Genomic DNA, 14,442 nt, shown 5'->3' with positions numbered 1-14,442 from the left:
AACACCATCTAACCAGAATCTGCAGAACCGACGGTGACGAAGTCGACCAGCTGTTCGACCGCGCCGATCAGCGGCGCCTCGAGGTCCCGGAACGTGTCGACGGCCGAGTAGACGCGGCGCCAACCGTCGCGCGGTGTCCCCCACCCCAATTCGCGGCACACCCCGGTCTTCCAGTCCTCACCGCGCGGGATCTTCGGCCACGCCTCGATCCCCACCGCCGACGGGCGGACCGCCTCCCACACGTCGATGAACGGGTGCCCGGTCACGAGCACGTTCGGCCCGAGCCCCTGGGTCAGCTGGGTCTCCTTCGACCCGGTGACGAGGTGATCGACGAGGACGCCGACGCGCCGTCCGGGACCGGGCCGGAACTCGGCGAGCCGCTCCCCGAGATTGTCGAGACCCTCGAGGTGCTCGACGACGACACCTTCGACGCGCAGGTCGTGCCCCCACACGCGTTCCACGAGGGCGGCGTCGTGCACGCCCTCCACCCAGATCCGGCTCGCCAGCGCCGTCCGCGCCCGCAACCCCTCCACTTTGGTGGATCCCGACGCCGATCGGGTGGTCACCGGACCGGCGGGCTTGGCCGCCGGGCGGACCAGGGTGACCGGTTTCCCGTCGATCAGGAACGCCGCCTCCCGCATCGCGAACAACCGGGTGCGCCGCGCCCCGTCCTCGAGCCGGACGAAATCGCCGTCGTAAGTGCGCTCGAACCCCACCACCGCCCCGCAGAACCCGGTGCCCGCGTCCTCGACCACCAGGTCCCGCTCGGCCGGGACGGTGGGCGTCACGGGCTTCCGCGCGCGTGGGTGTCCGGAAAAGATGTCGCCGTATCTGTCGCCTCCGCTCACGGGCGCTGACGCTATGCGAGCGGCGCCGTTACGCACACTCCGCCACGCCGACATATGCTCGTTTATCGTGACTTCACCCAGCGCCACTCTCACCGTGTGGGCCAGTTCCTGGCTCGCCGGGAACAGTGCACCCGACGACGTCATCGACGCCCTCCACGCGTGGGCGCCGATGCATCTCGCCTGCGCGGAGGATCCCGTGACGGCGGGGCGCACCGGGCTGCCGTGGCCCGACCCCCAGGACGCCGGGGTGACCGCGCTGCTCCAGACGATGCGCCGCGCCGTCTCGCAACCCGAGACGGAGATCCGGCTGGTCCTGCCCGGGCCGGGGGACGTGCGCGGGCTTCCCGCGGGCACCGAGTTCGCGTCCGCCGCGATCAGCGCGGGCGAGGGTGTGCTCGTCGGACCGCCCGGCCGGTCCGGAACGGGGCTCGTCCCGCACGTCGAGGGTCCCGACGTGCTGCGCTGGACGGTGTCGACGATCGAGCGGCTCCCCCTCGACGCCCACCACACCGGACTGGGCGAGGCCGAGTTCACGATGCGGCAGGCGGTCCGCGACGCGGCGGCCGCGCTGGAGGCGCTGCACATGCTCGATTCCGGATTCGGCGCCGACCCGCGGGCGCTGATCGCCGATGCGCTGGCGCAGTCCGCGCGGCACCGGTATCCGACGACGATCCCCCCGCGGGCGCTGCGGATCCTGGACTCGGCCGATCAGGTGGCCGCGATCCTCACGGTCGCCGAGCAGATGGCGCCCGCGCGCACCGTGTCCGCGTCGGGTGCGGCCACCCTGGAGGACCTGCTGCGGCCCCTGCGTTCGGCGGTGCGCTCGGCGCGCACCGCCGCCGTCAATGCGTGTGCGCGGGACGGCCTGACGGCCTGACCACGGCCTTGCAGCAGTCGATCGCGCAGGACTGTCCGTCGCGGGCCGAACCGAGCAGCGGCTCGGACCCGAGTCGCTCGGCGGGCGTGCCGGCCAGCTGCTCCGTCACCAGAGCGACGACCAGTTCCGCGAAGCGCCGATCCGTTCCGGGGGTGGCCGCACGCACGAAGTCGATGCCGAGTTCAGCCGCCTTGTCCCGGGCCTCGGTGTCGAGATCCCACACCACCTCGAGGTGATCGGACACGAATCCCACCGGGCACACGATCACCGCACCGACACCGCGGCCGGCGAGGACGTCCAGGTGGTCGCAGATGTCCGGCTCGAGCCACGGCACCTGGGGTGGCCCGGACCGGGACTGCCACACCAGGTCGAAATCGTCGAAGCCGGCGGCGCGGGCGGTGAGCCGGGCCGCCTCGGCCACCTGCCGGCTGTAGAGACGACCGCCCTCTGCCGGCGGTCCCGCGTTGACGTCCGCGGACACCGGCACGGAATGCGCGGTGAACACCAGCCGTGCGTCGGCCCGCCGCTGGGCGGGAAGCTGCGCCGCGGCCTCGCGGACGGCGTCGGCGAATGCCCCGATCAGCAGCGGGTGGTCGTAGTATTGCCGCAGCTTCAGCAGATGCGGTGCCCCGTCCCCCGCCGCGGCCCGTGCCCGGGCGACGTCCTCGTGGTACTGCCTGCAGCCCGAGTACCCGCCCCACGCCGACGTCGGGAACACGAGGGCGGACCGCACCCCGTCCGCACCCATCCGGGCGACGGTGTCCTCGACCATCGGATGCCAGTTCCGGTTACCGAAATAGACGGGCAAATCCATTCCGGCGCTTGCCAATTCGGATTCGACGCGGGAGATGATGTCGCGATTGAGGGCGTTGATCGGCGACACGCCCCCGAAATGCAGGTAGTGCTCGGCGACCGCATCCAGCCGTTCGGGTGGCACCCCCCGGCCCCGGGTGACGTTCTCCAGGAACGGGCGCACGTCGGCGGGCTGCTCCGGACCCCCGAACGACAACACGAGAAGGGCATCGAACTGGGAACCGGAACCGTCCGTCGAATTCGCAGCGATCATGATCCCCATCTTCCGTGGTGCCGTTCGGGGCGCACTCCCCGGGTCGTGCCCTAGCCGGCCATGGCGTGGGCGCCACCGTCGACGTAGATGATCGACGCGGTGGTGCCGGGCAGCCAGTCGGACAGCACGGTGCACACGGTCTTCGCGACCGGCTCCGGGTCGTCGACGTTCCAGCCGATGGGCGCGCGCTCGTCCCACGCCGTGTTGAGTTCGTTCATCTGCTTGGCGTCGTCGGTGGCGGTACCGGCGATGGCCTTGGCGGCGAGGGTCTTGATCGGGCCCGCCGCGACGAGGTTGGAGCGGATACCGCGTTCGCCGACCTCCTTGGCGACATACCGGTTCACCGACTCGAGGGTGGCCTTGGCGACACCCATCCAGTTGTAGAACGGCACCGCGCGCGCGGGATCGAAGTCCATGCCGACGATCGACGCATTGTCGTTCAGCACCGGCAGCAGCGCCTTCGACAGCGACGCGTACGAGTAGGCGGAGACCTCGAAGGCCACTCCCACATCGGACCACGGTGCGTCGAAGAACGGGCTGCCCAGGCAGGACCGCGGCGCGAACGCGATGGAGTGCACGACGCCGTCGACACCCTCGGGCGCGATCTCCCGGATGCGGTCGGCGAGGCTCGCGAGGTGCTCCGGGTTCTGCACGTCCAGTTCGAGCGCGGGCGGCACCGGCTGCGGCAGGCGCTGCGCGATGCGGTCGATCAGCCGGAGACGGTCGAATCCGGTGATGATCACCTTGGCGCCCTGTTCCTGGGCGACCTTGGCGACGTGGAACGCGATGGACGCGTCCGTGATGATGCCGGTGACGAGAATGGTCTTACCTTCGAGCAATCCGCCCATGAGGTGTCCTCCTGTGAGAAAAAGTCCGGGAAGTGGAGTGGGGAGTGCTAGTGGCCCATGCCGAGGCCGCCGTCGACGGGGATCACCGCGCCGGAGACGTAGGCGGAATCGTCGGAGGCCAGGAAGCTCACCACCGCGGCGACCTCCTCGGGCTTGCCCTGCCGCTGCAGCGGAACCGCGCCGGTGATCATGTCCTTGTACTTGTCGTCGAGGACCGCGGTCATGTCGGTGTCGATGAAGCCCGGGGCCACCACGTTCGCGGTGATCGAACGGGAACCGAGCTCACGGGTCAGCGACCGCGCGATGCCGACCACACCGGCCTTGGACGCCGCGTAGTTCACCTGGCCGGGACCACCGGCGAGGCCGACGACGGACCCGAGGAACACGAACCGGCCGAACCGCGCCCGCAGCATCGACCGCGTGGCCCGCTTCGCGACGCGGAACGCGCCGGTCAGGTTGGCGTCGACGACGGAGGTGAACTGCTCCTCGGTCATCCGCATGATCAGCGTGTCGTCGGTGATGCCGGCGTTCGCGACGAGAACCTCGACGGGACCCTGGTGCGCTTCGACCTCCTTGAAGGCGCGGTCGACCGACTCGGTGTCGGTGACGTCGCACTGGACGCCGAACAGGCCGTCCGGCGCACCCGAGCCGCGGTGCGTGACCGCGACCTTGTGGCCGTCCGCCGCGAGGCGCTGCGCGACAGCGAGGCCGATCCCGCGGTTGCCGCCGGTGACGAGCACCGACCGGGGAGTGGACACCGTCCTAACTGACGCGTCAGTAGTTTGTGGGGTAGACATGGGGATCAACCTATCTGTTCAGATGTGCAGAAGTGGAAGCGCGGGGCCGCGGTGGAACGCAGATCACGGCAGCCGTTGACGCAGGACCAGCGCGAGGATCAGCCCCGCCGTGGCGGACAGGACACCCAGCACGAGCCAGGGGCGGCTGGCGTCGCCGCGGGTGGTCTCGAAACCGATCTGCTCCTCGAGGGTGTCGTAGACGTCGCGCAGTTCCTCCAGGCTCGAGGCCGTGAAGAAGCTGCCGCCGGAGAGATTCGCGATCTCCCGCAGCGACGGATCGTCGACGGGCACCGGAATGCGTTCGTCCTCGATCTCGACCTTGCCGTAGCTGGTGCCGAACGAGATCGTCGAAATGGGGACGTCCTTGTCCTTCGCCTGCCGGGCCGCGGTGAACCCGCCGCGCGGATCGTCCGGGTTCTCGGGCACCGTCTGCTTGCCGTCCGAGAGCAACACGATGCGGGCGGGCGGCGCCTGATCACTGCCGCCGAGCACCGCGGCCAGCGTGTCGATCGACTGCAGCGAGGTGAAGATCGCCTCACCGGTGGCGGTCCGCTCGCTCAACTGCAGATTGTCGATCGCGACCTTCGACGCCTCGCGGTTGGTGGTCGGCGACACCAGCACCGACGCCGTGCCGGCGAACGCGACGAGACCGAGGTTGATGCCGGGGGTGAGCCCGTCGGCGAACGACTTCGCGGCGTCCTGCGCCGCGGCCAGCCGGGTCGGTTCCACGTCGGTCGCCTTCATCGACAACGACACGTCGATGACGAGGATCACGGTGGCCCGGTTCCGCGGAACCCGCTTGTCCTCCGTCGGACCGGCCAGCGCCACACTGAAGAACACCAGCGCCAGCACCATCAGCAGCGCCGGAATGTGCCGGGCCCGGCCCGGCCGCGACGGCGCGACCTTCTCGAGGAGCGCGAAGTTGGTGAACCGCAGGGTGTGCTTCTGCCGCTGACGCTGCACCCACACGTATCCCGCGACCAATGCCACGACGACCAGGAGGAACAGCAGCCACCACGGTGAGGTGAACTGGGAAAGGCTCACCGGCGGGACCTCTGGTTCGTCGAGGTCCCGTAACTGTGCTTCCGGGCGGACACGAACCGAACGACATCCGAGATCCAGTCCCGGTCGGTGCGCAGACTGAGCAGCGGGGCGCCGCAGCGCCGCAACGACTGCTCCACCTGCAGGCGGTGCTCGTCCGCGGCCCGCGCGAAGTCGGCGCGCAGTTGCGGTGTGGTCGTGAACTCGCGGGTCCGTCCGGACTCCGGATCGTGCAGCACTACATCCCCTATGTCGGGTAATTCCAGATCTCGCGGGTCGAGCACCTCGACACCGAGTACGTCGTGGCGTCCCGAGATCGCCCGCAGCGACCGCTCCCAGTCGATCGGTCCCAGGAAGTCACTGATGACGACGGCCAGACCGCGGCGACGCTGGGGGCGGCGCAACGACTCCACCGCACCCTGCAGGTCGCCCCGCACCCCGTCCGGGGCGTGCGGGGTGGTCGCGATCTGACGCAGCATCGCCTGCGCGTGGATGCGGCCACCGCGGGCCGGGATCCGGGTGGTCTGGGCGCCGGTCGAGACGATCGCCCCGATCCGGTTCCCACCGCCGCTGGTCAGATGCGTGACGGCGGCGGCAGCAGCCACCGCGAGGTCCCGCTTCTCGCAGCCGGCGGTACCGAAGTCGAGGCTCGACGACAGATCGACCACGAGCCACGTCTCGAGCTCCCGGTCGGCCACCGACTGCCGGACGTGCGGGTGCGTCGTCCGTGCGGTCACCGACCAGTCCATCTGACGCACATCGTCGCCCGGCTGGTACTCGCGGGCATCACCCGGTTCGGAGCCCGGTCCCGGGATCAGGCCCAGATGGTCGCCGTGCAGCACGCCGTCGAGGCGGCGGCGGACGGTCAGTTCCAGCGTCCGCAGCGCGGCGGACAGTTTGGGATCACGGAGTTCGCCGGAGCGGAACGACGGCGGCGGGCCGGAGCTCTGCGCACCGGCGGTACGCGCACTCACCGTGGCTGGCTCATCGCCGTCGGTCCGGGCACCGACGTGGACGGGACGGGCGGTCCGTGCTGACCGGCGGGAGCCGCCGGGACCGTGGTCGGCTGTGCGGCGATCTGCGGCAGACCCACGGTCTGCAGCACGCGGGAGATGACGTCGTCCGGGCTGACCTCGTCGGCGAGGGCGTCATAGGACAGCACGAGACGGTGACGCAGCACGTCCGGGATCACCTCGAGCACGTCCTGCGGCACCACGTAGTCACGCCCGCGCAGCAACGCCAGCGCCCGCGCCGAGGAGATGATGCCCAGCGTCGCGCGCGGAGACGCGCCGTACGCGATCCAGCCGTCGACCTCGGGCAGACCGAACTCGGCCGGCGTGCGCGTGGCCGCGATGACCCGGACCACGTAGTCGACGAGCGCATGGTGCACGAAGACACCGCTTGCGACCTTCTGCAGACGGACGAGCTCCTCCGGATCGAGGACCTGGTGGGGTTCCGGCGCATCGACACCCATCCGGTAGACGATCTCGCGCTCCTCCTCCACCGTCGGGTAGTCGACGAGGATCTTGAACAGGAAGCGGTCGCGCTGCGCCTCCGGCAGCGGGTACACACCCTCGTTCTCGATCGGGTTCTGCGTCGCCATCACCAGGAACGGGTCGGGCATGTGGTACCGCTTGCCGCCGATCGACACGTGCCGCTCGGCCATCACCTCGAGCAGCGCCGACTGCACCTTCGCCGGCGCGCGGTTGATCTCGTCGGCGAGCACGAAGTTCGCGACGACGGGACCGAGTTCGGTGTCGAACTCCTCGCGCCCCTGCCGGTAGATGCGCGTACCGATCAGGTCGGTGGGCACCAGGTCGGGGGTGAACTGGACACGCGAGAAGGATCCGCCGACCACTTTCGCGAACGTCTCGACGGCCAGGGTCTTCGCGACACCCGGCACACCCTCGAGCAGCACATGGCCTTTCGCGAGCAGACCGACCAGGATTCGCTCCACCAGCCGGTCCTGCCCGACGATCACGCGCTTGACCTCGTAGATCGCGCGTTCCAGCGTCTGCACGTCGGCGGCGAGACTGGGCGCGACCGTCTTCGTCGTCGCGCTCTGCGTGCCCGCATTCTGTGAGGGTGCATTCGGCGCGGGGACGTTCTGGGGGCCCGATCCGTTGGCGGCACCCCCGTTCTTCACACCTTCGGGAGCGGCCGTCGCGGGCGACTCCTTCCGGGCTGCACCCTCCGATACCGCATCATCACGTGAGGTCACCAAGAATCCACCGCTTTCACCTAGATCGTTCCGCCCGTTCACGTACTTGCTCAACTATTCCAGGTGCAAGCAACCCCCGCCGCAACCAAGCACGATCCGCACTGCGGACTACTTCATCGACATCATGGATCACGACACCATACGGACAGCGTAAGGGGTCATGCCATCCCATCGCACCGGGGAGATCTTGACGACGTCGCCCGACTGGGGAGCCTCGAGCATCTGGTCGTCGCCGAGATACAGGGCGACGTGCTGGCTCGCGTTCGGGCCCCAGAAGATCATGTCGCCGCGCTGCATCTCCTCCGACGGAATCTGCTCCCCCGCGGTGTACTGATAACCGGTGTAGTGCGGCAGGGAGATGCCGATCCCGGCGAACGCGTAGATCATCAGACCGGAGCAGTCGAAACCGACCTTGTTGAAGTCGCCGTAACTGTCGGCGACACCGCCGTCGCGGATGCCGAGGGTGGGACCGTTCTCGTCGCCGCCACCCCACGCGTACTCCACACCGATCTGGGACAGTCCCCGGTCGATGACGGTCTCGATGGCCTCGCTGCCGGTCAGGTCCTCACCGCTGGTCGACGGTTTCGACTTGGGGGTGGACTTGGGCGTGGTCGTCCCGCCGTCGGCGGAGTCCTCGTCCTCCGAGTCGTCCTCGATCGTGGTGTGCGCGCGCTGCCCCGCGGCGAGTTCGGCGGCGCGCTGTCGTGCCGCCTCGTTGGCGGCGACCCGCGCGGCAGCCTGTGTCGCGGCCTCCCGGGCCGCGGCGGCGATGGCAGCCTTCTGCGCGTCCTCGGCGCGTTTCTGCTCCTCCCACGTCGCGTACGCCTCACGTTGCCCCTGCAACCCCGCGACGTTCCCGCGGGCGGCGTCGAGCTGGGCCTGGGCGGCCGCGCGATTGCTCTCGATCTGCGCCTTCTTGGCCGCCTGGTCCTGCAGCGCCGACCGCGCGACCGCGATCGCCTGCTCCGCCAGCGACTTCTTCGACGCGGCCTGGTCGGCGGCCACGTCCGCCTGCTGCTTGGCCTCGCGTGCCGCGGAATCCTTGTTGGCCTGCGCGGTCCGTGCCCGCTGCAGACCCTCGAGCACCGCGTTCTGGCTGGTGGCCAGGAGTTTCAGAACCTGCGCGCGATCGAGGACGTCGCCGGGACCCTGGGCGCCCAGGTACGTCGAGATCGAGGAGACGTTGGTGCCCTGCGTGTAGCTCGACCGGGCGTACTTGTCGAAGTCCTTCTGCGCGAGTTCGATCTGGGCCCCGGCGTCACGCAGAGCCTGCTGCGAGGCCCCGACCACACTGGCCGCCAGATCGGCGGCGCTGCGCGCGTTCTGCAGATCGACCAGGGCCCGGTTCACGTCCTCGCGCTTGATGGCGACCTCGTTGTCGAGCTGGGCGAGCTGCTGATCCGCGGAGGCGACCTGGTTGATCAGTTCGCTGACCTGCCCGAGGCCCGCCGACACCTGGGTCTGGGCCTGCGCGATGTCGTTGTCGGACGGATTCGGCGGCGGGGGTGGTACCGCTGCGGCCAGGCCCGGTGTGCTGCCGACCAGGGCTCCGACGATGCCCAATCCGATCAGGAGGCGCGCTGCGCGAGTGTGCCCGCGGGAGAAGCTACGGTGCCCCACTCCAGCTCGTGCTTGTCGCTTCACAACTCTCTCCCTCGGTTCTGCACCGATCGCGCACACCGCGCCGTGCTCGTCGTGGGGAGAAATTTGCGGCAACCACACCTTCCCGCGCTTCGGCGACGCCGACATATACCGGATCGCCGTCACTCTGGACGTCAATCACCAGCCTGCGACACTTCTTCCCCAAGAGCGCCAAATGCACCGTACGACACTTCCGGACTCTATGGAAACTTTAGTCACAAATAACACATGAGTAATTTGACCAGCGGAAATGTCCAACTGTGAATCGTCGGCGCTAGTTAGGCGCATCGACGCAGGCAGCGGCCACGCTCGGGCGAATCGTGAAATTGCCGCCGAGTTATCCCGGAAATTCGGGAGGAGTCAGGGCTTCTGTCGCTCGTACGACGTGCCGGCCCCCGCGGCGCTGTCACCCTTTTCCGCGGCGCCGTCGCGAGATACGGACGCCCGGCGCGATTTCGCGAAGAACGTGGCAGCCGACGCGATGACGACGATCGCGACGATGACGGCCGTGAACAGGGCCCACGGAGGTCCCGGCTCGATGACTTCGTCGACGAAGTGATTCGCGGAGACCACCGCATCGCCGGTGTAGGTGCGGTCCTGACCCGATTCGAGCAGGACCCGGCTGATCGAATCGCTGTACGTGCCGACCCAGCTGGGGCTCAGCACCAGGACGGTGCCTCCCTCTTCCGCGCCGACCTCGGTCGCGAGGTCGCGCAGCTGCGAATCGCGGCCGGGATCCTCGTCCAGCACCACGATGCTCAGCTTGATCCCGTGGTCGGCCGCGCGATCGACCACGGCGGCGAGTTCGGTCGCCTCGTCGGACGGCGCCGACACGCCGTCGTCGGACACGTCCGCGACCACGTCGGAGACGTCGAGGTCTTCCGGAAGGTCCGTCGACAACGGGAGCGCCGAATGGACGGGGAGCATGGCACTGGCAGGAAGTGCGGTGGCGATAGGGGCAGGCATCTCTCATCCGGGTTTGCTGTAGGAACGTAAGCCTCGCGTGAACACTACGTGAGGTGTCCCCGAAGTTCCGTTCCGTCTGCGCGCTTCCCGCGTCGGGGTCGAGGAGAATCTGCGAAGGGAACACGCCCCATGCCGACCCGAATTCTCACAGGACAAGCGTACTGTTAGACTATCGGAGGTACCGCGGTAGGGGCCGATTCCGTCATCGCTAGCACTACAGCGCACACGGATCAGCCGTGCCCGCAGTGCCTGCAGCCGTCGACACAGCCCCGTCGGCGGCGACCCTCATAGACGAGTGGAGCTGACGTGAGCACGAGTATTGATTCGTTCGGCGCCAAAGGCACCCTCGAGGTCGGTGAGAACTCCTACGAGATCTTCCGCCTCTCGGCCGTGCCCGGCACCGAAAAACTGCCCTATGCACTGAAGGTTCTCGCCGAGAACCTGCTTCGCACCGAGGACGGCGCGAACATCACCGCCGACCACATTCGCGCCATCGCGAGCTGGGATCCCTCGGCCGACCCGAACGTCGAGATCCAGTTCACGCCCGCCCGCGTGATCATGCAGGACTTCACCGGCGTCCCCTGCATCGTGGACCTCGCCACCATGCGTGAAGCGGTCACCGCACTCGGCGGCGACCCGAACAAGGTGAACCCCCTCGCACCCGCCGAAATGGTCATCGACCACTCGGTCATCATCGACGTCGCCGGCCGCGCCGACGCCTTCGAGCGCAACGTCGAGATCGAGTACTCCCGCAACGGTGAGCGTTACCAGTTCCTCCGCTGGGGCCAGGGCGCGTTCGACGACTTCAAGGTCGTCCCCCCGGGCACCGGCATCGTCCACCAGGTCAACATCGAGCACCTGGCCCGGACGATCATGGTCCGCAACGGCCAGGCATACCCCGACACCTGCGTCGGCACCGACTCGCACACCACCATGGTCAACGGCCTGGGCGTGCTCGGCTGGGGCGTCGGCGGCATCGAGGCCGAGGCTGCCATGCTCGGCCAGCCCGTCTCCATGCTGATCCCGCGCGTCGTCGGCTTCAAGCTGACCGGTGAGATCAAGCCCGGCGTCACCGCCACCGACGTGGTCCTCACCGTCACCGACATGCTGCGCAAGCACGGCGTCGTCGGCAAGTTCGTCGAGTTCTACGGCAAGGGTGTGGCCGAGGTTCCCCTGGCCAACCGCGCAACGCTCGGCAACATGAGCCCCGAGTTCGGTTCCACCGCCGCGATCTTCCCGATCGACGCCGAGACCGTCAGCTACCTCCGCCTGACCGGCCGCTCCGAGGAGCAGCTCGCCCTCGTCGAGGCGTACGCGAAGGAACAGGGCCTCTGGCACGACGCCGACCACGAGCCCGAGTACTCCGAGTACCTCGAACTCGACCTCGGTGACGTGGTTCCGTCCATCGCAGGCCCGAAGCGCCCGCAGGACCGAATCCTGTTGTCGGACTCGAAGAACGCGTTCCGCAAGGACATCCACAACTACGTGGAGGAGCACCACCCCGCGGGTCACTCGCAGCTCGACGAGGCCGTCGAGGAGTCGTTCCCCGCGAGCGATCCCGCCGCCCTGTCGTTCGCCGACGACGGCGCCGTCGACGTGCAGTCGGCCGCCAACGGATCCGAGGGCCGCCCGACCAAGCCGGTCAAGGTTCTGTCCGAGGACAAGGGCGAGTTCATCCTCGACCACGGTGCCGTCGTGATCGCGTCGATCACCTCCTGCACCAACACGTCCAACCCGTCGGTCATGCTCGGCGCTGCCCTGCTCGCCCGCAACGCCGTCGAGAAGGGCCTGTCCGCCAAGCCGTGGGTCAAGACCTCCATGGCTCCCGGTTCGCAGGTCGTCACCGACTACTACAACAAGTCCGGCCTCTGGCCGTACCTGGAGAAGCTCGGCTTCTACCTCGTCGGCTACGGCTGCGCCACCTGCATCGGTAACTCCGGCCCGCTGGACGAGCAGATCTCGCAGGCCATCCAGGACAACGACCTCACCGCCACCGCGGTGCTGTCGGGCAACCGCAACTTCGAGGGACGCATCTCCCCCGACGTGAAGATGAACTACCTGGCCTCCCCGCCGCTGGTCATCGCATACGCCCTCGCAGGCACGATGGACTTCGACTTCGAGCACGACGCCCTCGGCAAGGACGCCGACGGCAACGACGTGTTCCTGAAGGACATCTGGCCCTCGCCCCAGGAGATCCAGGAGACCATCAACTCCTCGATCAGCCAGGAGATGTACGTCAAGGGTTATGCGGACGTCTTCAAGGGCGACGAGCGCTGGCGCGGGCTGCCCACCCCGGAGGGCAAGACCTTCGAGTGGGACGCCAACTCCACCTACGTGCGGAAGCCACCCTACTTCGACGGCATGCCGAAGGAGCCGACCCCGGTCAGCGACATCAAGGGCGCCCGCGTCCTCGCGCTGCTCGGCGACTCGGTCACCACGGACCACATCTCCCCGGCAGGCAACATCAAGGCCGGCACGCCCGCGTCGCAGTACCTGGACGCGAACGGCATCGACCGCAAGGACTACAACTCCTACGGTTCGCGTCGCGGTAACCACGAGGTGATGATCCGCGGCACGTTCGCGAACATCCGTCTGCGCAACCAGCTCCTCGACGACGTCTCCGGTGGCTACACCCGCGACTTCACCCAGGACGGCGGCCCGCAGGCGTTCATCTACGACGCGTCGCAGAACTACCAGGAGGCCGGCATCCCGCTGGTCGTGCTGGGCGGCAAGGAGTACGGCTCCGGATCGTCCCGTGACTGGGCCGCCAAGGGCACCAGCCTCCTCGGCGTCAAGGCCGTCATCACCGAGTCGTTCGAGCGCATCCACCGCTCCAACCTCATCGGCATGGGCGTTGTGCCGCTGCAGTTCCCGGCCGGCGAGTCCGCTGCGTCGCTGAAGCTGGACGGCACCGAGGTCTTCGACATCGAAGGCGTCGAGAAGCTCAACGAGGGTGTCACGCCGAAGACCGTCAAGGTCACGGCAACCCGCGAGAACGGTGAGAAGGTCGTCTTCGACGCGGTCGTGCGCATCGACACGCCCGGCGAGGCCGACTACTACCGCAACGGCGGCATCCTGCAGTACGTGCTCCGCAACATGATCAAGGGCTAGGCGCTCTAGGCGCTACCGCGCCTGTGCGCGTTTTCGGCCAGGACAGGCACTAAGCGCGCACGACCATCTTCGAGCGGATCTCACCGTCCCGGACACATGGTCGTGCGCGCTTAGTGCATGAGGTGACCTTTCTCGCGAAGGGCCGAAAACGCGCACAGGCGAACGACGAAGGAGGAAGCCTTTGCCCAAGGTCAGTGAAGACCATCTCGCGGCACGGCGCAGTCAGATCCTCGACGGCGCCCGCCGTTGCTTTGCCGAATACGGCTACGACGGCGCCACCGTCCGCCGGCTCGAAGAAGTGACCGGACTGTCACGCGGGGCGATCTTCCATCACTTCAAGGACAAGGACGGCTTGTTCCTGGCGCTCGCCCACGAGGACGCGACCAGGATGGCCGACGTGGTCGCCCACGAGGGCCTCGTCCAGGTGATGCGGGACATGCTCGCCCAGCCCGAACAGTTCGACTGGCTGGGAACCCGGCTCGAGATCGCCCGGCGCCTGCGGAACGATCCCGACTTCCGCAGAAGCTGGTCACAGCGGTCGGCGGAACTCACCGAGGCGACTATGGCGCGCCTCGCGCGGCAGAAGTCCGCGGGCCGCCTCCGCGACGACGTCCCGACCGACGTCCTGATCGGCTACCTGGACCTGGTGCTCGACGGCCTCGTCGCACGCATCGCCTCCGGGCACGCCGGCGACAACCTGTCGGCCGTCCTCGACCTCGTCGAGGAATCCGTCCGACGCCGCGACTGACACCGCACTCCCCCACCGACACCGGTCAGGTCTTGCGACGGTGAGCTCCGCCTCGTCCGCGGAGCTCCACCTCGGACTCCGCGAGGATGTTGCGGACGAATCCGTACGATCTCCCCATTTCCCGGGCAAGGGATCGAATACTCGCACCGGCCTGGTAGCGCTCCTTCAGCTCCGCCTGCAGATCGGCGCGCGACGGTCCCGTGATCCGAGCGCTCTTGGCGAAGACCCCGATGTCAGCCATGAACTCCTCCAGTCGGCGAGCGACGGTGGTTTCCACG

At 68.4% G+C, this 14,442-nt stretch carries 13 protein-coding genes; 3 read left to right on the top strand and 10 right to left on the bottom strand.

All coding sequences use genetic code 11. From position 1 onward, the window contains the following. Positions 1 to 8: 8 nt before the first annotated feature. Positions 9 to 848 carry a DUF3097 domain-containing protein gene (locus DTA22_RS21060; protein ID WP_037237847.1) on the bottom strand — a complete coding sequence of 280 codons (840 nt, stop codon included), beginning with the start codon at positions 846 to 848 and terminating at the stop codon, positions 9 to 11. Between the two features lie 67 nt (positions 849 to 915). Between DTA22_RS21060 and DTA22_RS21055 the strand changes: the two genes are divergently transcribed. After that, positions 916 to 1,725 (top strand): hypothetical protein, encoded by an 810-nt coding sequence (locus DTA22_RS21055; protein WP_112300776.1) that lies wholly within the window; start codon positions 916 to 918, stop codon positions 1,723 to 1,725. Here DTA22_RS21055 and DTA22_RS21050 read toward each other — a convergent pair. The 8 genes from DTA22_RS21050 to DTA22_RS21015 form a co-directional block, all read right to left on the bottom strand. Beyond that, complete coding sequence (locus tag DTA22_RS21050; protein WP_112300775.1) at positions 1,691 to 2,800, bottom strand: ferrochelatase; 1,110 nt, start codon at positions 2,798 to 2,800, stop codon at positions 1,691 to 1,693. The two genes, DTA22_RS21055 and DTA22_RS21050, sit on opposite strands and share 35 nt — an antisense overlap. 41 nt (positions 2,801 to 2,841) lie before the next feature. Next, positions 2,842 to 3,639: an NADH-dependent enoyl-ACP reductase InhA gene (gene inhA / locus DTA22_RS21045; protein ID WP_005241845.1), complete on the bottom strand. Its 798-nt coding sequence runs from the start codon at positions 3,637 to 3,639 to the stop codon at positions 2,842 to 2,844. A gap of 47 nt (positions 3,640 to 3,686) precedes the next feature. Next, the gene (fabG1, locus tag DTA22_RS21040) at positions 3,687 to 4,436 is read right to left on the bottom strand and encodes a 3-oxoacyl-ACP reductase FabG1 (RefSeq protein WP_005241843.1); all 750 of its coding nucleotides are present in this window, start codon (positions 4,434 to 4,436) and stop codon (positions 3,687 to 3,689) included. Positions 4,437 to 4,499: 63 nt separating this feature from the next. Continuing rightward, complete coding sequence (locus DTA22_RS21035) at positions 4,500 to 5,480, bottom strand: VWA domain-containing protein (RefSeq protein WP_009480477.1); 981 nt, start codon at positions 5,478 to 5,480, stop codon at positions 4,500 to 4,502. Further along, complete coding sequence (locus tag DTA22_RS21030) at positions 5,477 to 6,451, bottom strand: DUF58 domain-containing protein (protein ID WP_112300774.1); 975 nt, start codon at positions 6,449 to 6,451, stop codon at positions 5,477 to 5,479. The genes DTA22_RS21035 and DTA22_RS21030 overlap by 4 nt, the downstream gene beginning before the upstream one ends. After that, positions 6,448 to 7,623, bottom strand: coding sequence for an AAA family ATPase (locus DTA22_RS21025; RefSeq protein WP_037237754.1), 1,176 nt, complete (start codon positions 7,621 to 7,623; stop codon positions 6,448 to 6,450). Before DTA22_RS21025 ends, DTA22_RS21030 begins: the two co-directional genes overlap by 4 nt. Positions 7,624 to 7,827: 204 nt before the next feature. Next, entirely contained in the window at positions 7,828 to 9,318 is a 1,491-nt protein-coding gene (locus DTA22_RS21020; protein ID WP_174233836.1) for an NlpC/P60 family protein, read from the bottom strand. Between the two features lie 381 nt (positions 9,319 to 9,699). Further along, the gene (locus DTA22_RS21015) at positions 9,700 to 10,305 is read right to left on the bottom strand and encodes an Rv1476 family membrane protein (RefSeq protein WP_037237760.1); all 606 of its coding nucleotides are present in this window, start codon (positions 10,303 to 10,305) and stop codon (positions 9,700 to 9,702) included. Between the two features lie 306 nt (positions 10,306 to 10,611). Between DTA22_RS21015 and acnA the strand changes: the two genes are divergently transcribed. Beyond that, the gene (gene acnA / locus DTA22_RS21010; RefSeq protein ID WP_037237765.1) at positions 10,612 to 13,416 is read left to right on the top strand and encodes an aconitate hydratase AcnA; all 2,805 of its coding nucleotides are present in this window, start codon (positions 10,612 to 10,614) and stop codon (positions 13,414 to 13,416) included. A gap of 181 nt (positions 13,417 to 13,597) precedes the next feature. Continuing rightward, positions 13,598 to 14,164, top strand: a complete 567-nt coding sequence (locus DTA22_RS21005) for a TetR/AcrR family transcriptional regulator (RefSeq protein WP_009480470.1) — start codon at positions 13,598 to 13,600, stop codon at positions 14,162 to 14,164. A 25-nt stretch (positions 14,165 to 14,189) separates the two neighbouring features. Here DTA22_RS21005 and DTA22_RS21000 read toward each other — a convergent pair whose 3' ends face one another. Beyond that, entirely contained in the window at positions 14,190 to 14,405 is a 216-nt protein-coding gene (locus DTA22_RS21000; protein ID WP_005255033.1) for a helix-turn-helix domain-containing protein, read from the bottom strand. Between the last annotated feature and the right edge of the window lie 37 nt (positions 14,406 to 14,442).

The organism is Rhodococcus wratislaviensis, assembly GCF_900455735.1.
Classification (GTDB): domain Bacteria; phylum Actinomycetota; class Actinomycetes; order Mycobacteriales; family Mycobacteriaceae; genus Rhodococcus_F; species Rhodococcus_F wratislaviensis.
This window is presented reverse-complemented; position numbering and strand designations above follow the sequence as displayed.